Annotated in this window: 26 protein-coding genes and 1 riboswitch; of the genes, 22 read left to right on the top strand and 4 right to left on the bottom strand. The window is 35.8% G+C overall.

Features of this window, described 5'->3' with window-relative positions; translation table 11 throughout:
• Positions 1-14: 14 nt before the first annotated feature.
• The 6 genes from atpD (at position 15) to fabZ (ending at position 4,403) form a co-directional block, all read left to right on the top strand.
• Complete coding sequence (atpD, locus tag BHU61_RS10380; protein WP_099581428.1) at positions 15-1,430, top strand: F0F1 ATP synthase subunit beta; 1,416 nt, start codon at positions 15-17, stop codon at positions 1,428-1,430.
• Positions 1,431-1,450: 20 nt separating this feature from the next.
• On the top strand, positions 1,451-1,861 hold the full coding sequence (locus tag BHU61_RS10385) for a F0F1 ATP synthase subunit epsilon (protein ID WP_111716694.1): 411 nt from the start codon (positions 1,451-1,453) through the stop codon (positions 1,859-1,861).
• 215 nt (positions 1,862-2,076) lie between these two features.
• Positions 2,077-2,298, top strand: coding sequence for a DUF1146 domain-containing protein (locus BHU61_RS10390; protein WP_111716696.1), 222 nt, complete (start codon positions 2,077-2,079; stop codon positions 2,296-2,298).
• Positions 2,299-2,425: 127 nt separating this feature from the next.
• Complete coding sequence (murA, locus tag BHU61_RS10395; protein ID WP_111716698.1) at positions 2,426-3,709, top strand: UDP-N-acetylglucosamine 1-carboxyvinyltransferase; 1,284 nt, start codon at positions 2,426-2,428, stop codon at positions 3,707-3,709.
• A 32-nt stretch (positions 3,710-3,741) separates the two neighbouring features.
• On the top strand, positions 3,742-3,966 hold the full coding sequence (locus tag BHU61_RS13600) for a DNA-directed RNA polymerase subunit beta (protein WP_239243277.1): 225 nt from the start codon (positions 3,742-3,744) through the stop codon (positions 3,964-3,966).
• Entirely contained in the window at positions 3,966-4,403 is a 438-nt protein-coding gene (gene fabZ, locus BHU61_RS10405) for a 3-hydroxyacyl-ACP dehydratase FabZ (RefSeq protein ID WP_111716699.1), read from the top strand. The genes BHU61_RS13600 and fabZ overlap by 1 nt, the downstream gene beginning before the upstream one ends.
• A gap of 50 nt (positions 4,404-4,453) precedes the next feature.
• On the opposite strand, the gene BHU61_RS10410 is transcribed toward fabZ, so the two are convergent.
• Complete coding sequence (locus BHU61_RS10410; RefSeq protein WP_111716701.1) at positions 4,454-4,888, bottom strand: YwpF family protein; 435 nt, start codon at positions 4,886-4,888, stop codon at positions 4,454-4,456.
• 208 nt (positions 4,889-5,096) lie between these two features.
• Between BHU61_RS10410 and BHU61_RS10415 the strand changes: the two genes are divergently transcribed.
• The 8 genes from BHU61_RS10415 (at position 5,097) to yidC (ending at position 11,886) form a co-directional block, all read left to right on the top strand.
• Positions 5,097-5,837: a single-stranded DNA-binding protein gene (locus tag BHU61_RS10415; protein WP_170122536.1), complete on the top strand. Its 741-nt coding sequence runs from the start codon at positions 5,097-5,099 to the stop codon at positions 5,835-5,837.
• A 230-nt stretch (positions 5,838-6,067) separates the two neighbouring features.
• Complete coding sequence (locus BHU61_RS10420) at positions 6,068-6,907, top strand: LysM peptidoglycan-binding domain-containing protein (protein WP_111716704.1); 840 nt, start codon at positions 6,068-6,070, stop codon at positions 6,905-6,907.
• A 319-nt stretch (positions 6,908-7,226) separates the two neighbouring features.
• The gene (locus tag BHU61_RS13700; RefSeq protein WP_111716706.1) at positions 7,227-7,787 is read left to right on the top strand and encodes a transglycosylase family protein; all 561 of its coding nucleotides are present in this window, start codon (positions 7,227-7,229) and stop codon (positions 7,785-7,787) included.
• Between the two features lie 86 nt (positions 7,788-7,873).
• Positions 7,874-7,969, top strand: a riboswitch (TPP riboswitch).
• Between the two features lie 82 nt (positions 7,970-8,051).
• Positions 8,052-8,729, top strand: coding sequence for a thiaminase II (gene tenA / locus BHU61_RS10430; RefSeq protein WP_111716707.1), 678 nt, complete (start codon positions 8,052-8,054; stop codon positions 8,727-8,729).
• Positions 8,722-9,519 carry a bifunctional hydroxymethylpyrimidine kinase/phosphomethylpyrimidine kinase gene (gene thiD, locus BHU61_RS10435; RefSeq protein ID WP_111716709.1) on the top strand — a complete coding sequence of 266 codons (798 nt, stop codon included), beginning with the start codon at positions 8,722-8,724 and terminating at the stop codon, positions 9,517-9,519. Before tenA ends, thiD begins: the two co-directional genes overlap by 8 nt.
• Positions 9,519-10,301 carry a hydroxyethylthiazole kinase gene (gene thiM, locus BHU61_RS10440; protein WP_379883823.1) on the top strand — a complete coding sequence of 261 codons (783 nt, stop codon included), beginning with the start codon at positions 9,519-9,521 and terminating at the stop codon, positions 10,299-10,301. Before thiD ends, thiM begins: the two co-directional genes overlap by 1 nt.
• 3 nt (positions 10,302-10,304) lie before the next feature.
• Positions 10,305-10,946, top strand: a complete 642-nt coding sequence (thiE, locus tag BHU61_RS10445) for a thiamine phosphate synthase (protein ID WP_111716713.1) — start codon at positions 10,305-10,307, stop codon at positions 10,944-10,946.
• A gap of 79 nt (positions 10,947-11,025) precedes the next feature.
• Complete coding sequence (yidC, locus tag BHU61_RS10450) at positions 11,026-11,886, top strand: membrane protein insertase YidC (protein WP_111716714.1); 861 nt, start codon at positions 11,026-11,028, stop codon at positions 11,884-11,886.
• 439 nt (positions 11,887-12,325) lie between these two features.
• On the opposite strand, the gene BHU61_RS10455 is transcribed toward yidC, so the two are convergent.
• Both BHU61_RS10455 and cls read right to left on the bottom strand, forming a co-directional pair.
• The gene (locus BHU61_RS10455; protein WP_111716716.1) at positions 12,326-12,955 is read right to left on the bottom strand and encodes an HD domain-containing protein; all 630 of its coding nucleotides are present in this window, start codon (positions 12,953-12,955) and stop codon (positions 12,326-12,328) included.
• 265 nt (positions 12,956-13,220) lie between these two features.
• Entirely contained in the window at positions 13,221-14,696 is a 1,476-nt protein-coding gene (cls, locus tag BHU61_RS10460; RefSeq protein ID WP_111716718.1) for a cardiolipin synthase, read from the bottom strand.
• Between the two features lie 208 nt (positions 14,697-14,904).
• Between cls and BHU61_RS13615 the strand changes: the two genes are divergently transcribed.
• Complete coding sequence (locus BHU61_RS13615) at positions 14,905-15,039, top strand: Lmo0850 family protein (RefSeq protein ID WP_165958643.1); 135 nt, start codon at positions 14,905-14,907, stop codon at positions 15,037-15,039.
• Between the two features lie 112 nt (positions 15,040-15,151).
• Here BHU61_RS13615 and BHU61_RS10465 read toward each other — a convergent pair whose 3' ends face one another.
• Positions 15,152-16,363: an FtsW/RodA/SpoVE family cell cycle protein gene (locus BHU61_RS10465; RefSeq protein WP_111716720.1), complete on the bottom strand. Its 1,212-nt coding sequence runs from the start codon at positions 16,361-16,363 to the stop codon at positions 15,152-15,154.
• Positions 16,364-16,533: 170 nt separating this feature from the next.
• On the opposite strand from BHU61_RS10465, the gene BHU61_RS10470 reads away from it, so the two are divergent.
• The 7 genes from BHU61_RS10470 (at position 16,534) to acpS (ending at position 23,896) form a co-directional block, all read left to right on the top strand.
• Positions 16,534-17,604, top strand: a complete 1,071-nt coding sequence (locus BHU61_RS10470) for a D-alanine--D-alanine ligase (RefSeq protein WP_111716722.1) — start codon at positions 16,534-16,536, stop codon at positions 17,602-17,604.
• A gap of 5 nt (positions 17,605-17,609) precedes the next feature.
• Positions 17,610-18,947 (top strand): UDP-N-acetylmuramoyl-tripeptide--D-alanyl-D-alanine ligase, encoded by a 1,338-nt coding sequence (locus BHU61_RS10475; protein ID WP_111716726.1) that lies wholly within the window; start codon positions 17,610-17,612, stop codon positions 18,945-18,947.
• Between the two features lie 268 nt (positions 18,948-19,215).
• The gene (gene cshA, locus BHU61_RS10480; protein ID WP_111716727.1) at positions 19,216-20,733 is read left to right on the top strand and encodes a degradosome RNA helicase CshA; all 1,518 of its coding nucleotides are present in this window, start codon (positions 19,216-19,218) and stop codon (positions 20,731-20,733) included.
• A gap of 388 nt (positions 20,734-21,121) precedes the next feature.
• Positions 21,122-21,601, top strand: a complete 480-nt coding sequence (locus tag BHU61_RS10485) for a PH domain-containing protein (protein WP_170122537.1) — start codon at positions 21,122-21,124, stop codon at positions 21,599-21,601.
• Positions 21,588-23,093 (top strand): PH domain-containing protein, encoded by a 1,506-nt coding sequence (locus BHU61_RS10490; protein ID WP_111716731.1) that lies wholly within the window; start codon positions 21,588-21,590, stop codon positions 23,091-23,093. The genes BHU61_RS10485 and BHU61_RS10490 overlap by 14 nt, the downstream gene beginning before the upstream one ends.
• Positions 23,086-23,565 (top strand): PH domain-containing protein, encoded by a 480-nt coding sequence (locus BHU61_RS10495; RefSeq protein WP_111716733.1) that lies wholly within the window; start codon positions 23,086-23,088, stop codon positions 23,563-23,565. Before BHU61_RS10490 ends, BHU61_RS10495 begins: the two co-directional genes overlap by 8 nt.
• Complete coding sequence (gene acpS, locus BHU61_RS10500) at positions 23,558-23,896, top strand: holo-ACP synthase (RefSeq protein WP_111716735.1); 339 nt, start codon at positions 23,558-23,560, stop codon at positions 23,894-23,896. Before BHU61_RS10495 ends, acpS begins: the two co-directional genes overlap by 8 nt.
• Positions 23,897-23,938: the final 42 nt, after the last annotated feature.

Raw genomic sequence — 23,938 nt, forward strand, 5'->3', positions numbered from 1 at the left:
TAGGAGGAATAAACATGGCAGTAGGTCACGTAATCCAAGTTATGGGTCCTGTTATCGACGTTAAGTTCGAAAACGGTCAATTACCAGCATTAAACAATGCCTTAACTTTAGATATTAAACGTGAAGAAGGCAAAACTACGAAGTTAGCGTTAGAAGTTGCCCTTCATTTAGGTGACGATGCTGTACGTACAATCGCTATGAGTTCTACTGATGGCGTGCAACGTGGAGCAGAAGTAGTCGATACTGGATCACCAATCTCAGTACCAGTTGGAGACGTAACTTTAGGTCGCGTATTTAACGTATTAGGAGAAAAAATCGATTTAGGTGAAGAATTAGATGCAAGCGTTCGACGTGATCCAATTCACCGTTTAGCACCTAAATTTGAAGAATTATCTACAAAAGTTGAAATCTTAGAAACAGGTATCAAAGTAGTAGATTTATTAGCACCTTACATTAAAGGTGGTAAAATCGGTCTATTCGGTGGTGCCGGTGTAGGTAAAACTGTATTAATTCAGGAATTAATCAACAATATCGCACAAGAACACGGTGGTATCTCAGTATTCGCAGGTGTTGGTGAAAGAACACGTGAAGGTAATGACTTATTCCACGAAATGAGTGACTCAGGCGTTATTAAGAAAACAGCGATGGTATTCGGACAAATGAACGAGCCACCTGGTGCACGTATGCGCGTAGCATTATCTGGTTTAACAATGGCTGAATACTTCCGTGATGAACAAGGACAGGACGTACTTTTATTCATCGACAACATCTTCCGTTTCACACAAGCAGGTTCAGAAGTTTCGGCACTTTTAGGTCGTATGCCTTCTGCCGTTGGTTACCAACCAACACTTGCTACTGAAATGGGTCAATTACAAGAGCGTATCACGTCAACGAACGTTGGTTCAGTAACATCTATCCAAGCGGTATTCGTACCTGCCGATGACTATACTGACCCGGCGCCAGCAACAGCGTTCGCTCACTTAGATGCAACAACAAACTTAGAGCGTAAATTAACGGAGATGGGTATTTATCCAGCCGTTGACCCATTAGCGTCTACATCACGTGCATTAACACCAGCAGTAGTTGGAGAAGAGCATTATGAAGTAGCACGTCGCGTTCAGGCAACATTACAAAAATATCGTGAGTTACAAGATATTATCGCTATCTTAGGTATGGATGAATTATCTGATGACGATAAAAAGACTGTAAACCGTGCACGTCGTATTCAGTTCTTCTTATCTCAAAACTTCCACGTAGCTGAACAATTTACAGGTCAAAAAGGTTCTTACGTACCAGTTCAACAAACGGTACAAGACTTTAAAGCGATCTTAGATGGTAAATACGACCACATTCCTGAAGATGCATTCCGTTTAGTTGGTGGCATCGAGGCTGTGTTAGAACAAGCTAAAGGTATGGGTGTTGAAGTTTAATTTCTTAGGAGGATGGAACTATGAATAAAATCGCATTAGATATCGTCACTCCTAACGGTTCAGTTTACTCAGAGCATGAAGCAGAGTTAGTAGTATTACAGACTGAATCAGGTGAAATGGGTGTGATGGCTGGTCATATTCCTACAGTCGCACCTCTAAAAATTGGGGCCGTACGTGTTACACGTTCAGGTAATGATAAAGATCATATTGCTGTAACGGAAGGATTTGCTGAAATCCGTCCGGAGAAAGTTACGATTCTTGTTCAATCAGCTGAGCAAGCTGATGAAATTGACATTGAAAGAGCTAAAGCTTCATTACTTCGTGCTGAAGAGCGCATGAAAGAAGACAAAGCAGAACATGTTGATTTCCACCGCGCAGAACGTGCATTACATCGTGCAATGAACCGATTAGAAGTTGCAAAATATCGCTAAGAGGCTGTGAAAGAAGCGTTAAGCTACAAGCAATAAGGTAACAAAGCGCTAAATCGCTTTTTGATTTTAGCTTTGTTAACTTATTGTTGAAGTAGTTGCTTCTTTTACGCCGTTTCAAAAGAGGCTGTCGACAAAGCGTCTGCTTTGAACATGCCAATTAATTAAGAAATTTAAAGTACACAGTTATCTGTGTACTTTTTTTGTAGAGGAGAAATATGAATATTTACGCACTAACATATGTATTTTTATATTTAACTGTCACAGCCGTGAGTTTTAACAGTTTACAGACACTGCGTTTTGATCATTTATTTAAAGCAGGTAAAACAAGAGAAATTCAAATATTGTTAATATGTTTCAGTATGGCTATAAGCTATTTAGTGACAAACTTTATCGTTGATTTAATTAAGCAAACAAATCTTATTATGGTATTATTTTAGTGCTATAATTAACATACGTTATATTTAAAGAATATTAATAAATTTATCTCATTTACAGTTTTTATTATCCATGTAAGAAGTATTTGGTATAGAATAGATGTATAGCTATGTTAATTTGGAGGTTAAAATGGATACAATTATCGTTAAAGGTGGCGCTAAATTAAAGGGTCATGTTAAAGTTGAAGGTGCTAAAAATGCAGTGTTACCGATTATAACAGCGTCAATTCTTGCTGCTGAAGGTAAAAGTGTATTTACAAATGTACCGGATTTATCAGATGTTGATACGATTTCTGCCGTTTTAGAAGGCTTAAATGCGAAAGTATATAAAAGATTAGATGTTAATACTGTTGAAGTTGACGCAAGTGGAGAACTATTAACGCATGCTGCATATGAATACGTTAGTAAAATGCGTGCAAGTGTACTGGTGTTAGGGCCATTATTAGCGCGTTTTGGAAAAGCTGAAGTCGCGATGCCTGGTGGTTGTGCGATAGGTTCTCGTCCAATTGAGCAGCATTTAAAAGGGTTACGTGCTTTAGGGGCAGAAATCACACAGACAAACGGTTATTTAATGGGTAGTGTAAATGGTAGATTAAAGGGTGCACAAATCTATTTTGATTTCCCGAGCGTTGGCGCTACGCAAAATATTATGATGGCAGCATCACTCGCTGAAGGAAAGACAATTATTGATAACGTTGCAAGAGAACCAGAAATCGTTGATTTAGCAAACTATTTAAATAAGATGGGTGCTGATGTGCAAGGTGCTGGTACTGATCGTATCGTAATCAATGGTGTCGAAGCGCTTAAAGGTGCGGAACATGAAATTGTACCGGATAGAATTGTTGCCGGAACATTTTTAGTGGCTGCAGCTTTAACGCAAGGTGATGTGTATGTTGAAGGAGCAATTTATGAACATATGCAGGCACTTATTGCGAAATTAGAAGAAACAGGTTGTATCATTGAAATTGATGAAGTTGGTATTCGACTGCGCGCTGAACAACCTTTAAAAGAAGTTCATGTGAAGACTTTACCACACCCTGGCTTTCCTACAGATATGCAGGCTCAGATGATGGCGCTTATGCTTGTCTTACCAAAAGAAAGTACGATGCATGAAACAGTGTTTGAAAATCGCTTTATGCATGTTGCAGAGTTTGCTAAGATGAATGCAAAGATTACAGTAGATAAACGTATTGCTCGCGTCTCAGAAAGTAAGTTACAAGGTGCTGAAGTAAAAGCAACAGACTTACGTTCAGCGGCAGCTTTAATACTGGCAGGACTTGTAGCTGAAGGTTACACTAAAGTCACTGAACTTTATCATCTAGATAGAGGTTACGTAGATTTCCATCTTAAATTAAGAAGTTTAGGTGCGGAAATTGAACGTACAGGCGATAAAAAAGTTACTGTAAAATCTTAATGATGTACAATCAAACCTGAGGGGTGATTGATTTGAAAAGACCGATCTTAAATCAAAAAGTGAGTGTTATTAATGGCACAGAAGTAATACATAGACGTATACCCATTCTGTTAACAGTAAGTATCGTAATCTTATTGATGATAATTTTATTTGTTATCGGAATGATGATTGGGTATGGTATCTTACATTCTCCGATGGATGTATTTAAACCATCGACATGGACACATTTATTAAAACTAACTGGGAGTGAAAGTTGATGGAAACATTACTAACTTTTGACGAAATTAAAAAGATTATTCCGCATCGCTATCCATTTTTACTGATTGATAGAATCATTGAATTAGAAGATGGAAAAAAATGTACTGGTATTAAACAGGTAAGTGGGAACGAACCATTCTTTCAAGGGCATTTCCCGGAATATGCAGTAATGCCCGGCGTATTAATTGTAGAAGCACTAGCGCAAGTTGGTGCTGTTGCAATGCTAAAGTTAGAAGAGAATCAAGGGAAGCTTGCAATGTTTACCGGTATTGATAAATGTAGATTTAAAAAGCAGGTTACACCTGGTGATACGTTACAGTTAGAAGTAGAAATGACAAGAGTAAAAGGCCCATTAGGTAAAGGTGTAGCAAAGGCTACAGTGAATGGTGAGATTGCTTGTAGCTGTGAAATCAGTTTTGCAATTTTAGAGAGATAATAAAAGAAGATAATTCGGAAAGCATAGGCTTCTGGATTATCTTCTTTTTTTTATTCTTCTATTTCATCTTTTAATTTTGGTTTTGATTTCATCATACGGTTGAATGCGATAAGTAGCTCCTGACCACTTAGTCCGTCCACTACAAGCTGTTCAAGTAACTTCTCTGCATAAACTTGTCGTAACGTATAAATGTGGCATTCGATGATTACAGAGATTTTATCTTTTAAAGGAATAATCTGTTTTACAGTTGATTCAAATAAGGCAGGATCATTTGATGCACGTGTAATAACAACACGTGTATCGAGCATCGTCTCATTATCTAAATAGTGCTGCATTTTTTCAAGATGAATATCATCGATAACGATTTCAAGCAGCCAGCCTGTACCGCTGTTTTCTTTATTAATAATAACACCGTCATGCAGCGCATATTCTGTTACTGATTCGTTTTCGACGATTTGAAATCTTACTGCTTTAAACGTTTTCATGTATATCCCTCCATTATCTATTATAAATTATCACATATAATTTTCAAATTATAAAATTTTTCTTTTTATATCGAAAATCTTTTCGTTTTTGATAGAAAATGAAGCATTATTCAATTTTTGAATGTACTTCATATCTAAAATTGAATTGCTGCATTTTTGCAACAATTTATTTTCATTATATAGTGCTATTAAGAAAGGAGGTGACACATTGATAAATAAAGTAATATTAGCAGGTAGGATTTCCAGTGATATAGATTTAAAGGACTTTTCAGACAAACTGCAAATTGCATCATTCTTTCTGGCTGTTGATCGCGGAAAGAAGAAAGGTGCGAAAGAAAGTACTGTTGATTTTCTGAGATGTAAAGCATTTAATCGTACAGCTACAAATATACATTCATTTTGTAAGAAAGGTTCGCTCATTTGTGTGACAGGACAAATTCATAATAATCGCTATGAAAGAGATGGTCAGACAAGGTATTCAACTGAAATCGTAATAGAAAGTATTAAGTTTCTCCCTTCATTCGGCGGTAATAATAAAGAAAAGACACCTGATGAAACATGGGATGAACTGTCATACGATGAAAAGTTAATTGTTATTAATGGATATCGTGCAGCTAAAAAAGAAACATCAGATTACAAAAAGGAAACAGTTTCTAATGTAACGACAGCTCAACAAGAACGTGATTCAGTAACAACATATAATCAGCGATGGTCTACTGAACTGAATAAAGACGAAAAGATGTCTGCTGAGATTCAGGAACAAGCAGAAGAAATTGTGCAGAAGTTCAGTGGCGAGTCATCTCTTAATCACAATGAAACAACGCAAAATGAAAATGATAAAGTTGCATCGTCAGTTAATCATAATGATAGCGTGATTGAAGACGAAGATAATGATAGTTCTTCTGAAATGACAGAGGAAGAAATAACAGATCAACAACTACCATTTTAAGTTAGATTGCTTCATTACTCACACACCTCACATCCTAATACACCTCCCAAATTAAACCGTCTATCGCTCGTGCCGGAGCGATAGACGGTTTTTGTATCGAATTGAGATAAGGCTGTAATATATTTGTAATTTAAGGAAGTTACTTATAATAATGCTGTAACCAAAGAAATGTAAAATCGTGATAAAGTAGTGTTATTGATAAAAGAGACTATTCGGAGGAATTATATATAATGAAAAAATTAGCAGCAATTACTACAATGGCAATACTTACTACAGGCGTAGCTACAACACAAGCAGACGCAAAAGAACATAAAGTCGCTCAAGGTGAATCTTTATGGACGATTGCAGATAAATATGACACTACAATCGAAAAGATTAAAAAGATCAATAAATTAGAATCAGACGTAATCGTTCCTGACCAAAAGTTAGAAGTACTAGTTAAAGGTAAATACGAAGTTAAAGCTGGAGATACTTTAGGTAAAATCGCACGTAAATTCGACGTAAGAATTACTGAATTAAAAAAATGGAATAAAATTGAATCTTCTAAAGAATTAAAAGAAGGTCAATTATTAATTGTTGAGAAAAAATCACATCGTAAACATGTGAATGCAGCTCCAGTAAAAGCAGCACCTGTTGCTAAAAAAGTAGCAGCACCAGTTTCAGCACCGGTTACAACGCAAAATACTGCAGCAACTGCACAACCACAAGCTCAACCAGTACAACAAACTCAAAAAGCAGTTCGTGTACAACCAGCACCAGTTCAAAAAGCGCCAGTACAACAAGCACCGGTACAACAAACTAAACGCGCTGCAGTACAACAAACGTCAGCACCAGCTGGTAATTCATCAGTAGACGCACATTTACGTTTAATCATGCAACGTGAATCAGGTGGAAATCCAAGAGCAGTTAACGCAGCAGGTTACTACGGATTATTCCAATTCTCTCCACAAACATGGGCAGCTGTAGGCGGAACTGGTAACCCAGCACAAGCTTCAGAAGCAGAACAATGGAAACGTGCACGTATTTTATATACACAACACGGCGCGCAACATTGGTCAACAGCATACTAATAATAAATTTTAAGCAGAACTTTACGTTCTGCTTTTTTTGATAAATCTTAGTGTATTGTTTCAAAAGTGTGACAATCTTCATAATTAATAATATAGCGAGGTTTCTGATATTTTCCTTAAATATTTAACACTATATGGTAATTGCTTTATTTCTTATTTTTTATTGTAACGCAAGCGTAATAAAAGAGCGTATCTTTTATTTGGCTGTAACCTATGAAATATTTATTTCTGATATAGTTAATTACAAGAACAAAGCATATTCATTCAAAAGAATTCATCAATAAAATAAAATATAAACATTTCCCGGAGGAAAATAAACATGAAAAAAATCTTAAGTGTTACAGCAGCAATTGCAATCACTACGACAATGGCAGTTTCAACAGCAGATGCAGCTTCATACAAAGTTAAAGCTGGCGATTCATTATGGAGTGTTGCAAATAAATATGGTACGTCAATTGCAGCAATTAAATCAGCAAATGGCTTAAGATCTAACTTAATCCATCCGAACCAAGTGTTAAAGATTAATAATAAGAATAGTGTCGTTTACAAAAATACATCATACAAAAAAGCTACGTATAAAGCACCTGTAAGTAAAACTGCTTATACAAGTTCAAAAACTGTAAAAACAACAAACACTACTTATATTAACAGAGGTTTAAATTGGGCTGCGTTAGCACAATGTGAATCTGGTGGTAATCCATCTATTAATACTGGAAACGGGTTCTATGGTATGTATCAGTTTAATTTACAAACATGGCGTGGCGTTGGTGGATCAGGATATCCGCATCAGGCATCAGCTGCAGAACAAACGAAACGTGCTCAAATTTTATATAACATGCGTGGCGCACAACCTTGGCCAGTATGTGGACTTCGCTTATAATTTTAGGACTAACGACAATGTCGTTAGTCTTTTTTTCAATTCTTGCTTTCATAATTTGATTACGTTACACTAACATTAAATACATATATTACTACTAGGGGTGCCTTTTGGCTGAGATGACTTTGTCAAACCCTTTACCTGATCTAGATAATGCTAGCGTAGGAAAGTAGTTAAATTCCTTTATTGATTTTATATTTTTAATAATGGTATTTAGCCCATTTCCTATTTGGAGATGGGCTTTCTTTATAAACTTTTAGGAGGTAAATGATGTTTACACAACAATTAAAAGAAGAAGTAGAGCCAATTATTGAGTCAATTTACAATGACCCATTTATACAGGGAATGGTGCGTGGTGATTTAAGTAAAGAAGCAGTGATTCATTATTTAAAAGCAGACCATCTTTACTTAAACGAGTTTGCGAAAATTTATAGCTTATTAATTCCGAAATTAGATGATAAAGAAGGTATTAAATTTTTATTAGAACAAATCGATTTTGTAATGAACGGAGAAGTAACTGCACATTATACTTTAGCAGACTATGCACAGGTTGATTATAAAACAATCATTAAAGACGGAGAATGGTACCCAACAAGTGATCATTATATTAAACACATGTATTTTAATGCATATCGTTATAGTGATGCAGCATTTACAATTTGCGCGATGGCACCGTGTCCATATGTTTATCAGCAAGTTGCTTTAAAGATGAAAGAACGTCATGATTTCAACGGCAATCCATTTAAAGACTGGGTAGATTTCTATGCTACAGAGATGAAGCTGTTAATGGAACATCTGGATGGCTGGGTAGATGAATTTGCTGAACACGCAAGTGAAGCGGAACGCGCGGTATTAACAAAGAACTTTAAAGAAAGCTGTATACATGAGAAACGTTTCTTTAATATGGCTTATACACAAGAAACTTGGGAAAGTGTGGTTGAATAATATGAAGACAGCTTTGTCAATTGCAGGAACAGATCCAACGGGTGGCGCTGGAACAACAGTAGATTTAAAAGTATTTCAATCAAGAGGCGTCTATGGTATGAGTGTCGTAACAAGCATTGTTGCACAAAATACGTTAGGCGTTCAGCAAGTATTTAACCAGGATGTAGATGTTATTGCAGCACAACTAGAGAGTGTGTATAGTGATATCGTACCGGATGCAGTGAAGACAGGAATGCTTGCAACGAGTGAAGTCATGGATGTCGTGCGTCCTTATATTGTAAAACATGATATCCCTTATGTAATCGATCCTGTCATGGTAGCTAAAAGTGGTGATGCATTGCTTGACGAAAATGGACGTAGTGCGGTGCGTACGAAACTTTTAGATGTAGCAACGGTTGTGACACCAAATATTCCGGAGCTTGAGGAAATCGTACAGATGAAAGTTGAAACACTCGATGATATTAAACGTGCCGGTAAAATATTTATCAATGAAATTGGTTCTGACAGTGTGCTGATTAAAGGAGGTCATCTTAAAGGAGATGCTACAGATTATTTATTTACTCGAGATGATTTTGTTGTTTTGAAAGGTGAACGTTATGATACAAAACACACACATGGCACTGGATGCACATATTCAGCAGTAATTACATCTGAACTTGCGAAAGGAAAATCTATTGTAGAAGCTGTACAACTTGCAAAACGTTATATGGATGCAGCAATCCGATTCACACCAGAATTAGGGCATGGTCAAGGCCCAGTTAATCACTTTAAATTTCAGGAGATGGAATAATGATATTAGAACAGATAAGAAAAGATAATCCACTCATTATTTGTATTACAAATGATGTAGTTAAAAATTTTACAGCGAACGGCCTACTGGCATTAGGTGCCAGCCCTGCGATGGCGACAGAAAAGTTAGAGATGGACGAATTTCTGACACATGCTGGTGCATTGCTCATCAATATTGGTTCAATTGAAGAACATGATATTGAAAATATGTTGGCTGCTGCAAAATATGCCAATCACCATGACGTACCTATCGTATTGGACCCAGTTGCATGTGGCGCATCTAAATTTCGTAAAGATTTCTGTTTAAAATTGTTAGAAACATATGATATTACAGTAATTCGTGGGAATGCTTCTGAATTACAAGCTTTGACAGGGGAGGCGAATATGAAAGGGACAGATGCAGATACAAGTCTGTCAACTGAAGATGTGGCACGTGCTGCATATAATAAATTTAATTGTGCGATTGTCGTAACAGGTGAAATCGATGCAATTTGTGTGAATGGAAAAATTAACTTAATTGAGAATGGTACTGCACTTTTAACAAAAGTCACTGGTGGTGGATGTTTATTAGGGGCAGTTGTTGCAAGTTTCATATATAATGAAACTAAACCAACGTTAGAAACATTAACAGAAGCATTGACGACATATACTGTTGCCTCAGAGTTTGCTGAACGTGCGTCTAACGGCACTTTGCCGGGACATTTTGCTGTAAATTTAATCGATCAGTTATATTTAATACAGGAAAGTGATGTGGCAGAGAATAGACTTGTGAAAGAAGTGTAGCGAATGTTTGATAGAAAATTATTGCGCGTTTATTTTATTGCAGGTACTCAGGATACATCTGACGGTAATCTTGAGCGAGTATTACAGGAAGCACTTGAAGCCGGTATAACGCTATATCAATTTAGAGAAAAAGGTCCGAATGCTCTGACTGGAGAAGCTAAAGAAATATTAGCGCGAAAACTTTTTGCGATGTGTAAAGCAAAAGGTGTACCGTTTATTGTTAACGATGACATTGAACTAGCGAAGAAAATTGATGCAGACGGTATTCATCTTGGTCAGGATGATGAGAAAATCGAAAACATCATTGATGATTTCAATGATAAGATTATCGGGCTCTCTGTCGGTAATTTTGCAGAATATGATCAATCTGATTTGACGCATGTTGATTATATCGGTGTAGGACCAGTATATGAAACAAGCAGTAAAAGTGATGCAAAGAAACCTGGAGGCATAGAACTCATTCGTAAAATGAGACTATATGATGAAGACATTCCGATCGTTGCAATCGGTGGTATTACAAGTGCCAATAGCGAGATGATTCTTGCTGCCGGTGCTGATGGCATTTCAACAATTTCTTCTATTACGAAAAGTGACGATATTAAACAGGTTGTTACTGATTACCTGAAATATTATACAGATAAATAAAAATATATGGTTTTTGTTTATGATTATCACTTTTTGTGATAAAATAACCTCTATGTGAATAATATTATGAGGTGAAAGAATGAAGAAAAAGGCAATTTGGCCGTTAATCATTGCAATTGCATTATTTTTAGCGGGTTGTGATTATTCAAAAGAAGAGAATCGTACTGGATTTTTCTATGATACATTTGTACATCCGTTAGACCAATTGATCCATTGGTTAGGTGCAAATATGGGACATAACTATGGTTTAGCAATCATCGCGATTACTTTAATCGTACGTTTAGCACTTTTCCCATTTATGATGCGTACATATAAGAACCAGTATGTAATGAAAGAAAAGATGGCGTTAATCAAGCCGCAGATGACTGAAATTCAGGAACGTGTGAAACGCGCACGAACACAAGAAGAGAAGATGGCTGCAAACCAGGAAATGATGGCATTATACAAAGATAACGGTATCAATCCACTGAACATGGGATGTTTACCTTTACTGATTCAATTACCAATCGTAACTGGATTATTCTATGTATTGAAATATCCGACATCAGGTGGTATTACAAAATATCCAGATTTCTTATGGTTCGATTTAACAAAGACTGATATTGCAATGACTGTTATTGCAGGTATCGTCTATGCAATTCAGGCTTATGTATCAATGCAGAATATTCCCGAAGAACAAAAAGCGCAAATGCGTATGATGATGTTCATCTCACCGATTATGATCGTGTGGATGTCAGCAATCTCTCCAGCAGCGTTACCATTATATTGGGCTGTCGGCGGAGCATTCTTAGTTGTTCAAACATGGTTAGGGAATAAGTTCTATAAGAAGAAAGTACATGAAGAAATTGCACCTTTAGTAGCAGCACATGAACAAAATCAAGCAGAAAATAAAACTAAAAATGTGCAAGTTGTATCATCTAAAAAGAAGAAAAAGAAATAATTAGATAGAAAGTGACCTCAAAATTGATTTGAGGTCACTTTTTTTAATTGGTGAGAGGAAAGGGGTTCGGAAGTGTCGTCAAAATAGATTTGAAGCCACTTCCGTGTAGCGCAGAGCTAAATCCAGCGAGTAAGTGTCGTCAAAATAGATTTGAAGCCACTTCCGTGTAGCGCAGAGCTAAATCCAGCGAGTAAGTGTCGTCAAACGAAATTTGAAGTCACTTCCGTGTACCGCAGAGCTAAATCCAGCGAGTATGTGTCGTCAAAATAGATTTGAAGCCACTTCCGTGTAGCGCAGAGCTAAATCCAGCGAGTAAGTGTCGTCAAAATAGATTTGAAGCCACTTCCGTCCACCATAAATGCAAAACCCTGTAATAAGTGTCGTCAAAATAAATTTGAAGTCACTTCCATCATCCCTTCCCAAATCGCTTTCAAACGCACTAACACCACTCTTTTTTAAATTGTTCAATAAATGTTTTCATATATGCATTACGTTCTTCTGCCATTGTCTTTGCAGTTTCTGTATTCATCAAGTCAATCAGCTTAAATAATTTCTCATAAAAATGATTGATAGCAGTACTCGGTGTTCGATAGTCACTTAAATCATCGCGAACAGGTATGTTTGGATCATACATCGCTTCACCAAACTTTCCGGCAAACATAAATGTTCTGGCAATTCCTATCGCACCTAACGCATCAAGTCGGTCAGCATCCTGAACAACTTTGCCTTCAAGCGATTTCAACTTCCCTTCATTCTTTCCGCCATTAAAGCTCATATATTTAAGAATATGATTAATAGCTTGTCGATGTTCTATAGGAAGTTGAATTTCCTCGTAAAATTTATTCAATCGTTCCCATGCTGCAATAGTATCAAATAATTTCTCGTCGACAGTATCATGTAATAACGCTGCCATCTCAACGATAAAAAGATCAGCATCTTCTTTTTCAGCGATTTCAACAGCCATTTTTCGGACACGTTCGATATGCGCATAATCATGACCGCTCGATTCATCTTTATGCACATTTTTCACAAATGATTCGGTGATGTGTAGTACTTCTTTGTTATTCATGTGAAACAACTCCTTTTAAATGTTTACTTTATATAAAAAGTTGGTATAATAAGATTACGAATTATCAGAAAATTCAAAACATATTTATATGACAAAGGGGATGTAAATCATGCAAAATACATATCATTTCGAACTCACGAAACAACAAAAGAAACTAGGATTTACATATTTGATTGTTCATAGTGTATTTTTCTTAAATTTAGCAGCTGATTTCTTATTGATACATTAAATAAAAAGGGAGTGGGAATTGATTTCTCACTCTCTTTTATAATATCGGTGATATTAATCTTGCAATGGCTTCCTTAACTCTGATGAGTAATACGCGTTGATCATAAATTTCCTGTGTGAGCTGACTGGAAACTTTAACGTCATCTTCAAACGTCTTACGTAATTTATAGGCAATATCATGATCGTATATAAATGCGTTAACTTCAAAATTTAGTTCAAAACTTCTAAAGTCCATATTTGCTGTACCGACACTTGCGACTTCATCGTCAATCACCATCATCTTCGTATGGATAAATCCATTTTCGTAGATAAATATATTACAACCGGCCTGAATCAGTTCACCGACGTTTGAATATGTGGCCCAATATACGAAAGGATGATCGGGTTTGTTAGGAATCATGATGTTGACTTCTACTCCGGTAAGCGCAGCGATTTTCAATGCATCAAGCAAAGAAGTGTCAGGTATAAAGTAAGGTGACTGAATAAATATAGATTCTTTAGCTGATGTAATCATCTTCAGATAACCGAATTTGATATGTTGTTCACTGGAATCTGGCCCACTCGAAGCAATTTGAATTCCGATTTCGCCTTTACTATCAACATCCGGGAAATATTTTTTATCATAATGCATAAAATTACGCGTTGACTGGGAATTCCAGTCCATCATAAAACGTAGTTGTAATGCATTGACTGAGTCACCTTCGACACGTAAATGGGTATCTCGCCAATACCCAAATCGTTTATCTAGTCCTAAATACTCATCGCCGACATTAAAGCCACCGATATATCCGATTTTTCCATCTATTACAACGATCTTACGATGATTTCGATTGTTCATCCTGAAATTAATAAGAGGAAAGTGAGAAGGGAAGAATGCTTCTACCTGCCCGCCAAGCTTCTTAAATGTTTTAAAACGGGATAAAGTTAATGTACGAGATCCGATATCATCGTACAGCATCTTAACTTCGACACCTTCTTCAAGCTTCTGCATCAATACATCTAATATTTCTTTACCGATACCGTCTCGCTTAAATATATAATATTGAATATGAATATGATCTTCAGCATTACGTATATCCTGGATAAGCGCATCAAACTTTTTGCGACCATCTGTAAGAATTTCAACTGCATTATCTGTCGTCAGAAATGATGAATAATTATTTAAGTTCATACGAATAATATCTTTATGCTTCATAATTTCTTTAGAGCGCACCATTAGATCATCTTCATCAATTGCATGCATCTGTTCATGCACAATTTGCTGAAGACCAATTTTATCTTCTTCATCTAACTTAAAGATACTTGACTGTTTGATTTGACGGCCGAATAGTAAATAAATTATGAAACCGATAATCGGCAGGAAGAATAGTACAAGTAGCCATGCCCATGTGGATCCCGCCTGTCTACGTTCTAAAAAGATAATTGCGAAAGCTAAAAATATGTTAAAGACAAATGCAACAAAGAAAAGTATTGAAAAAACTTGAGAATAATCGATGTTTGAGAATACTGACAAAAAGCATTCCTCCTTTAGAATTAGCTTTATTATACATGAAAAAACAATTAAATACTTTTGTGTTTATACAATTTTCATAATGAATCTGTTTTTTACAAATCACTATCATTGTTCACAAAATCTTTACATAAATAAGTCTATGGACCTATAGCTATATTGGTTATTTTCGGGTACACTAGTATTAACAAATTGATTAGGAGTGATCGAAATGAAACAATCTCAGGAAAAAATGAAAAATGTTGTCACTCTGCTTTCTTCACTTGGTGTTAATATCTCAAAAACAAAATCACGACTTGAAGTTATGCGTACGTTACCACATGTAGCACCCGCAAAATTAAAATAATATACATATGAGATGACATTCGAATTTAGAGTGTCTTTTTTTGTTGTTTAAATTAAAAACTCTTTATCCATCCAATATTGGTTGATAAAGAGTTTTATTATGTGGATATTGATTATCTCACTTGCTTATACTTTTTAATTTGTTCGGCATCAGAGTGATAAAAGATAGATAATGCAACACCTATCCCACACATCAATGCCCAAAGCGCACTACCACCATAGCTAATGAATGGTAATGGGATACCTGTAATTGGCACAACCTGAATCGTCATGCCGATATTTTGAAATACATGGAAGATAATCATACTGATTAATCCAACTAAAAATATAGATGCGAATTGATTTGTGGATACTTGTGCCATACGAATTAAATGTGTAAATAATGCCAGGAATAATACGAGTACGATTACAGTACCAATAAACCCAAATTCTTCACCGATAACTGAAAAGATGAAATCGGTATGATTCTCAGGAATGTAAACTTCTCCGCCTTTAAATCCTTTACCGAATAATCCACCAGATCCGATAGCTTTTAATGACTCCATCAAGTGGAATCCTTCACCGTCACTATACTGTGCCGGATTTAGCCATGAGTTGATTCGGCCAAGCTGATACGTCTTAATGCCGAGTACTTTATCGATAAGTTCAGGTTTATAGATGATTGCAAGTATAAGCGTGGCACCAATTGCTGTAAGCCCAATTAAAAATGGTGCAAGGATACGCCAGGTTACTCCTGAGACCACAGTAATTCCTAAAATAATCGCCAGTAACACAAGTGTTGTACCTAAGTCATTTTGTAACAAGATTAATATCATTGGAATAATCGCAGTTAAGCCAATCTTCATCAGTAAAATGATATCTGTCTGAAAAGATTTGTAATATGTGAAACGATTGTGATCGTATACAACCTTACTTAATGTCAGGATTAAGATAATCTTCATAAATTCAGAAGGTTGTAAGCTGAGTCGTCCAAAGAATACATACCAGCTTTTTGCACCGTTAATCGTTGGTGTCAAAGAAGATTCAGGTAGTATCAGTAAGCCGAGCAGGGCCAGATTACCTAAAAAATAAAGTACGAAAACCCATTTATTAATCAGTTTCGGTTTAATAAGCATAATACTGAATGCGAGAATAAATCCGAGAATATAATAGAATACTTGACGTTCAGCAAAGTTCGTACCATATTGCTGACCATCCATTGCAGATGTGATTACAGTTAAACTAACAGTAAAAAAACATAATATAAGAATAATGAGCCACCAATCGATTTTTTCAATCCATGGGCGCTTAATTTTGGTGCGTGTTGTATTACTTGATTGAGCCATGGCCAAACTCCTACTCTAAATAAATTATAGTCATTATTATACATAAATAAGCTGAAACATTATAGGAATAAATGTTTCTTTTATGAATGATTTACGCCTTTCGATAAAAAACATGCATATCATCATATATCGTGATAGTATTATTATATTAATATTCTGGAGGAATTAACATGTCTAAACAAAATATATGTATCGTCTATGGCGGTAAAAGTGCTGAGCATGAAGTTTCTATCTTAACGGCACAATCAGTAATCAACGCTATGGACAAAGCAACATATGCGATAGATACAATTTATATAACAAACGAAGGTGAATGGATTAAAGGTCCACAAATCACTGAACGTATTGAAGATAGCGAAACTTTAAGATTATCATCATCAAATGATGACTCTATTATGCATCTATTAACAGCATCTACTGAAGGTAAATCTTATGATGCCATTTTCCCATTACTTCACGGACCTAATGGTGAAGACGGCACAATACAAGGATTATTCGAAGTATTAGATTTACCGTATGTGGGTAATGGAGTATTAGCTGCTGCAAGTTCTATGGATAAATTAGTGATGAAGCAACTATTTGCAAATCGCGGGTTACCACAATTACCATATGTAAGTTTTTTACGTAGTGAATATGAGACTTATAAGCATAATATTTTAGAGCTTGTTAATAATAAATTAGAGTATCCGGTATTTGTTAAACCTGCGAACTTAGGATCATCTGTCGGCATTTCAAAATGTACGAATCGTGAAGAGTTAATTCAAGGCATTGAAGAAGCGCTACAGTTTGATCGTAAACTTGTAGTAGAACAAGGTGTCGTTGCGCGTGAAATCGAAGTTGCGGTATTAGGGAATGATAATCCTAAAACGACATTACCTGGAGAAGTTGTCAAAGATGTAGATTTTTATGATTATAAATCAAAGTATAAAGACGGGAAAGTTCAGTTAGAAATTCCAGCTGATATTCCTTCAGAAATTCAGGAAACAATGCGTAATATGGCTGTTGAAGCTTTTAAAGCAACAGATTGTTCAGGTTTAGTTCGTGCAGACTTCTTCTTAACTGAAGACAATACGATTTACATCAATGAAACAAATGCGATGCCTGGTTTCACACAATTTAGTATGTATCCATTACTTTGGCAGAACATGGGTATGAGTTATAGTGAACTTATTACTGAACTGATTAATTTAGCAAAAGAACGTCATGCAGAAAAGAAAAAAATTAAATACAAAATGGACTGATTAAGATGATAAAAAGAAATTTACAATGGATTGCAGAACAAACGAATGGCACGTTAAAAGGGAATCATGATGTGATGATTGATGGTGTATCGATTGATTCAAGACATATTAATGAGGATGTATTGTTTATCCCTTTTAAAGGTGAACATGTTGATGGCCATCAATATGTGGCGCAAGCAATTGAAAGTGGTGCTGCAGCTGCTTTATGGCAAAGCGATGCGCCAAATATGCCTGAAGGTTTGCCGCTAGTTGTGGTCGATGATACTTTAAGCGCATTACAGGCAATCGGTAAAGCTTATTTAGAAGAAGTAAATCCGAAAGTTATTGCGATTACAGGCAGTAACGGTAAGACCTCTACAAAAGATATGGTAGAAGTTGTTTTAGCACCGAATTTTAAAGTTAAGAAGACGCAGGGGAACTACAATAATGAAATCGGTCTACCGATTACGCTTTGCCAATTAGATGAAGACACAGAAATTTCTATATTAGAGATGGGTATGTCAGGCTTTGGTGAGATTGCATTTTTATCAAATCTCGTACAACCTGATATTGCTGCAATTACTAATATCGGTGAAAGTCATATGCGTGACTTAGGGTCACGCGCTGGTATTGCACAAGCTAAGTTTGAAATTACTGAAGGATTAAAGGGGCCATTATTTTATGATGGCGATGAACCATTATTAAATGAGTTAGTAGATAAGACTAATGGTGACTTTAAAAGTATCGGCTTTAATCAGGATAATGATTTTTACATTCATGACTTACAAGCATCTGAAAGAAGTATTGCTTTTAAAGTAGGAGCAGCGCAATTTAGTATTCCGACACTTGGAGCACATAATGCACGTAACGCTACGATTGCAATCGCAATTGGTCGATTACTTGGATTAAGTGACGCAGTAATAAATAATAATTTAGGACATCTGCATTTAACAAATATGCGCATGGAACAAATTATTGGCCAGAATAAATCCCGTTTAATCAATGACGCGTATAATGCAAGTCCGACGAGCATGCGTGCTTCTATTGATACGTTATCAATCATGGATGTTCCGACGAAGATTATCGTGTTTAGTGATGTGTTAGAACTCGGTCCTGATTCAAAAATGTATCATGAAGCAGTAGGTGGTTATTTCGAAAATAAATCAATTGATCATTTATTTACTGTCGGCACTGAGGCGAAATACATCCATGATAAAGCACAAGATTTCACGAATGCTATGCATTTTGAAACGAAAGAAGCACTTGAAGAAGCACTTATACCATATTTAAATCCAGAAACGGTTATACTATTTAAAGCAAGCCGCGGCATGGCGCTTGAAACGATTATTAATCATCTCATTTAAATGATTGTGGGATAAATAACGTAATAAATAAAATAAATAAAAAATATTTCCGGTTCATATAAAATGAATGACTGTATAGCTTACAGTCATTTTTTTGATATTTTTAAACTTGTATTTACAATTGTATTGATTGTAAAAATATACGATAGGTGCTAAGATAGAGAAGTTGAATAGGTAAGAGAGTGGAAAATTACTCTATGCCATGAGGACAAGTCGAATGCGCACACTATAGAGGCGTAATTTATGAAAGATAAAAGGAGAAATAATATTGCAAAAATTTAGAGACCTAGGTATCAGCGAACCTACCATAAATGCGCTGGAGAAAATGGGATTTACAGAACCTACACCGATTCAAACGGATAGTATCCCTCATACGATGGCAGGCCGTGACGTATTAGGCCAAGCGCAAACTGGTACTGGTAAAACTGGTGCTTTTGGAATTCCTTTAATTGAAAAAGTTAGAGGCCAAGAGGGGATCAAAAGTTTAATTCTTGCTCCTACACGTGAATTAGCTGTCCAGGTTGCTGAACAATTAAAAGCATTTAGTCGTGGACAAGGGATTCAAGTAGCGACAGTATTCGGTGGAATGCCGATTGACCGTCAAATTAGAGAATTAAAAAAGAAACCCCAAATCGTAGTTGGGACACCTGGTCGTGTAATCGATCATTTAAACCGTCGTACGTTAAAAACTGAAGACATCAATACGTTAATCTTAGATGAAGCGGATGAAATGATGAATATGGGATTCATCGATGATATGCGTTTTATCATGGATAAATTACCGAAAGAACAACGTCAAACAATGTTATTCTCAGCAACAATGCCGAGAGCCATTCAAGAGTTAGTTCAAAAGTTCATGAAAGATCCTATCATTGTTAAGACAATGACAAACGTTGATTCAAACCCTGATATCGACGAGCATTACACAATCGTTAAAGAATTAGAGAAGTTTGATACATTCACGAATTTCTTAGATGTTCATCAACCTGAACTTGCAATCGTATTCGGACGTACGAAACGTCGCGTAGATGAGTTAACAAGTGCGTTAATCTCTAAAGGATACCGTGCAGAAGGTTTACATGGTGACATCACTCAAGCGAAACGTTTAGAAGTACTTAAGAAATTTAAAAATGACCAAATTGACATCCTTGTTGCAACAGACGTTGCTGCACGTGGATTAGATATTTCTGGCGTATCACACGTTTATAACTTTGATATTCCTCAAGATGTTGAAAGTTATACACACCGTATCGGTCGTACTGGCCGTGCCGGTAAACATGGTATGGCGATTTCATTCGTTAACCCAGTTGAAATGGATTACATCCGTCAAATTGAAAAGTCTAAAAACCGTACAATGACGGCTTTACGTCCACCAACACCTGGTGAAGTAATGAAAGCCCGTGAATTAGATGTTAAGACGAAAGTTAAAGGATGGGTTGAAAAAGATACTGAAGCACGTATCGAGTCAATCGCTCAGGAATTAATTAACGAACATGGTGATGTGAAATTAGTAGCATCATTATTACAAGAATTAATTAAATCTAATAACGATGTGGATGTACAATTAACATTCGAAAAACCACTTGGCCGTAAAGGCGGAAGCGGTAAATCTTATGGCCGTGGCCGCGGTGGAAACAGCGGACGTCCAGGCGGATCTCGCAGTCGTTCTAAAGATGGTGGTAAAGATAACCGTCGTAAATCATTTGATCGTTCTGGTAAAGCAGGTGCTTCAAAAGGCGGAAAAAAACCTTTTAAAGCAAGAACATTTGCAGACCATAAAAAATAAATAGTTATTTTAGACACCTTGAATTAATCGAAGAGATTAGTTTAAGGTGTTTTTTGTTTTTTTTGGGGATGAGTGAGTAAGTGTCTTCAAAATGAATTTGCCGCCACTTCCGTGTAGAAAACCAGAAGTGAGCGTGAGTAAGTGTCTTCAAAATGAATTTGCCGCCACTTCCGCAAACGAAACCAGAAGTGAGTGAGAGTAAGTGTCTTCAAAATGAATTTGCCGCCACTTCCGCAAACGAAACCAGAAACAAGCGTGAGTAAGTGTTTTCAAAATGAATCTCACGCCACTTCCGCACAAAAAAACAGAGACAAACTTCACATATAATACTCACCTTATGAAAATCTTATGTTCTTTGTTATAATTTACATAAATGGAGGCGATTGAATTGTATTTTGAACCGTTACCACATGCACAACCTGCAAATACTCCTAAATACAGACGTATTAAATGGAGCATCTATACGTTACTCACTTTAGCCATCTGTACGGGATTATATTTTGGTATCAATTGGTTGTATGAATGGCGTTATACATACTTGATATTCTTATTGATGCTGATACCCATCTATATTCTTTCACTCGGTATTTTTTTAAGTTATAAATACACACGTTATCAGCTCAATCAGGCTACACTTGAAATGAATAGTGGTGCTTTTTTCATGAGTAGAAAGATTGTACCACTAGACTTGATGCAGTCAGTAAAGATTGAACAAGGATTTATCATGAAAAAATTTAATCTTGCAGTTGTTACTGTCTATACACGTGGAGATATGGTTGTTCTACCTTATATGGAAACAAAAGAAGCTGAAGCGTTAGCGGAACGTATTATTGCAAGAATTAAGGAGATTCATCATGGACGCAACTAAAAAATCACTTCATTATTCTACGTATCTATCTAATCTGCTTAAATCTTTAAAAAGTAATATCTTTCCGATAGGTTTTGGGTTGTTCTTAATCATCAAAGATGGTTTCTCTAAAGAGGCACTACTTGATAATGGCTTTGCTATCTTGATCTTATTATTTACTTTATTGAGTGCAATATTTAGCATGATTGAAGCAAAGATAATAAAATACTGGATTGAAGATGATAAATTAATGCTTCAAAAGGGTATTATCAGTCGTACAATAAAAGAAATATATATCGGTAAAATTCAGACGATGGATACTTCTGCAGGGATTGCGAATCAATTGCTTGGTGGTGTCATCATGCATATTAAAACAGCGGGTGACGGGATTGAATTGAATAGTATCGGAAAGAATGATGCTCAAGCTTTAAGTGATTATATTAATCAGCGAAAATTTCAATTGCAACAGGGTGCCGTTGTACAAGATAGTCTAATAGAAAATCATGAAGAAGAGGATATAATTAAATACGACGAAAAGTCTTATGAAACGATTTATCAATTATCTTTTATGGATTTAATTTTGATGAGTTCAACAAGTGCGTCGATGTTTACGGTCATTGCGGTTGTGAGTGCGATTTATTCTCAGGTGAATGATATTTTTAATTTGGATAGATATTTGGATAAATTGGAAAGTATCGTTGGAGAAAGTTATATGATGGTAGGTATTATCATTCTAGTGGCACTTTTATTTAGCTATATTATCGGGGTATTTATTACTGCGCTGAAATATCATCAGTATACTGTGAAGTTTGACGGTGAGTTAATCAACATTAAATATGGTTTATTCGAACGAAAAAATAAATACATCGCAGTAAAAAATATTCAGAAAGTCACAGAAAAACAAAGTTATCTTAGAAAGTTATTGAATAAAACATCATTTGTCGTCACTACAACGAGTGAAATGAAAGGTTCAGAAGACAGCATTTTAGGTGATGAAGAAGTATTACCATTTATTAATCGTGATGAGGCGTATCAATTGATTCAAAGACTCGTTCCGAAGTATCAATTTGATGAAGTAAACAAAGTTATTCCAAAGCGCAGTATCCGCAGATACTTCCAGGTTTCCTGGGTAATATTATTAATTGTTGGTGGTATCGTTCAATATTACTGGTTTGAATATACATGGTTGATTGTTATTCTGCTGATGGTGTTAACCCTTATCACAGCAATCATCAAATATAAAAATTCAGGCTATATTATTTTAGATGATCAGATTAATGTGCGTAATGGTGGTGTATTTGTAATGCAAACTTCTTTTATTAAAGAAGAGAACATTATCGGGTTAGACGTATCATCCACACCATTTATGGATCGTGCAGATTTGAGAAGTGTCGGTTTAGGCATTTCATCAGGAAGTAACAGCATACAATGTCGTTTAGATTATATCGAACAAGTTGATGCTGCAAACATCTATGATTGGTTCTTGTTAAAGGAGCGACGTCAATATGAATAAGATGCATAGAGATAGCTTAAAACTAATGAAGATTGGTGCGTGTTTAACAGCGAGTGTCTTTTTAATCGTCTTAGCAGTATTATGGTTTATTCAGTTTAAAGATTTTATTCCAGTTCATCCATATGTATTTATCGGAATAGCATTAATCGGATTGATAATCTTTGTTCTGGATTTCTTTGTATTTCCTAAACTGACTTATGAAACATCACTGTTTCAATTAGGTGAAGAAGAAATCACAACGTTAAACGGTATCTGGAATAAAGAAAAAATAATTGTGCCTTATGTAACGATTCAAAATGTTGAAATGGAACAAGGCCCTATCATGAAGCGTTTTAATATTAAGTCATTAAAGGTTATTACAGCTGAAAATGATATGGAAATACCTTATGTCCATGAACATGAAGCCGAAACATTAAAAGCATATATCCATCAAAAAATGAATAACATCGATGTAAGGAGCAGTCATGATTAAAGGTATTGGAACAGATATTATTGAATTAGAGCGCATTCGTAAATCACTTGAAAATAAAAAGATGATTGACCGTATTTTGCATCCGAAAGAAATCGAACTGTATGATCGTTTTGAAAGTGAAAAACGTAAGGTTGCATTTTTTGCGGGCAGGTTCTGTGTTAAGGAAGCCTATAGTAAAGCATTAGGCACAGGCATTGGGCAACTTAGATTTAATCAAATCTGTTGTTTAAATGATGATAATGGAAAGCCTTATATTGTAGGTAGTGATGCACATGTGAGCATCGCACATTCGGAAACTGTAGCAACAGCTTATGTAGTGATAGAGGAATAATGGATTATTCCAAAAAGTATGATAAAATTTGAGTATTAAATG

Source organism: Macrococcus epidermidis, from assembly GCF_003259695.1.
GTDB classification, from domain to species: Bacteria; Bacillota; Bacilli; order Staphylococcales; family Staphylococcaceae; genus Macrococcoides; species Macrococcoides epidermidis.

Coding starts and splice junctions, on each gene's coding strand:
- atpD (WP_099581428.1), top strand. CDS start 15: ATGGCAGTAGGTCACGTAATCCAAGTTATGGGTCCTGTTATCGACGTT.
- BHU61_RS10385 (WP_111716694.1), top strand. CDS start 1,451: ATGAATAAAATCGCATTAGATATCGTCACTCCTAACGGTTCAGTTTAC.
- BHU61_RS10390 (WP_111716696.1), top strand. CDS start 2,077: ATGAATATTTACGCACTAACATATGTATTTTTATATTTAACTGTCACA.
- murA (WP_111716698.1), top strand. CDS start 2,426: ATGGATACAATTATCGTTAAAGGTGGCGCTAAATTAAAGGGTCATGTT.
- fabZ (WP_111716699.1), top strand. CDS start 3,966: ATGGAAACATTACTAACTTTTGACGAAATTAAAAAGATTATTCCGCAT.
- BHU61_RS10410 (WP_111716701.1), bottom strand. CDS start 4,888: ATGAAAACGTTTAAAGCAGTAAGATTTCAAATCGTCGAAAACGAATCA.
- BHU61_RS10420 (WP_111716704.1), top strand. CDS start 6,068: ATGAAAAAATTAGCAGCAATTACTACAATGGCAATACTTACTACAGGC.
- BHU61_RS13700 (WP_111716706.1), top strand. CDS start 7,227: ATGAAAAAAATCTTAAGTGTTACAGCAGCAATTGCAATCACTACGACA.
- tenA (WP_111716707.1), top strand. CDS start 8,052: ATGATGTTTACACAACAATTAAAAGAAGAAGTAGAGCCAATTATTGAG.
- thiM (WP_379883823.1), top strand. CDS start 9,519: ATGATATTAGAACAGATAAGAAAAGATAATCCACTCATTATTTGTATT.
- thiE (WP_111716713.1), top strand. CDS start 10,305: ATGTTTGATAGAAAATTATTGCGCGTTTATTTTATTGCAGGTACTCAG.
- yidC (WP_111716714.1), top strand. CDS start 11,026: ATGAAGAAAAAGGCAATTTGGCCGTTAATCATTGCAATTGCATTATTT.
- BHU61_RS10455 (WP_111716716.1), bottom strand. CDS start 12,955: ATGAATAACAAAGAAGTACTACACATCACCGAATCATTTGTGAAAAAT.
- BHU61_RS13615 (WP_165958643.1), top strand. CDS start 14,905: ATGAAACAATCTCAGGAAAAAATGAAAAATGTTGTCACTCTGCTTTCT.
- BHU61_RS10465 (WP_111716720.1), bottom strand. CDS start 16,363: ATGGCTCAATCAAGTAATACAACACGCACCAAAATTAAGCGCCCATGG.
- BHU61_RS10470 (WP_111716722.1), top strand. CDS start 16,534: ATGTCTAAACAAAATATATGTATCGTCTATGGCGGTAAAAGTGCTGAG.
- BHU61_RS10475 (WP_111716726.1), top strand. CDS start 17,610: ATGATAAAAAGAAATTTACAATGGATTGCAGAACAAACGAATGGCACG.
- BHU61_RS10490 (WP_111716731.1), top strand. CDS start 21,588: ATGGACGCAACTAAAAAATCACTTCATTATTCTACGTATCTATCTAAT.
- BHU61_RS10495 (WP_111716733.1), top strand. CDS start 23,086: ATGAATAAGATGCATAGAGATAGCTTAAAACTAATGAAGATTGGTGCG.
- acpS (WP_111716735.1), top strand. CDS start 23,558: ATGATTAAAGGTATTGGAACAGATATTATTGAATTAGAGCGCATTCGT.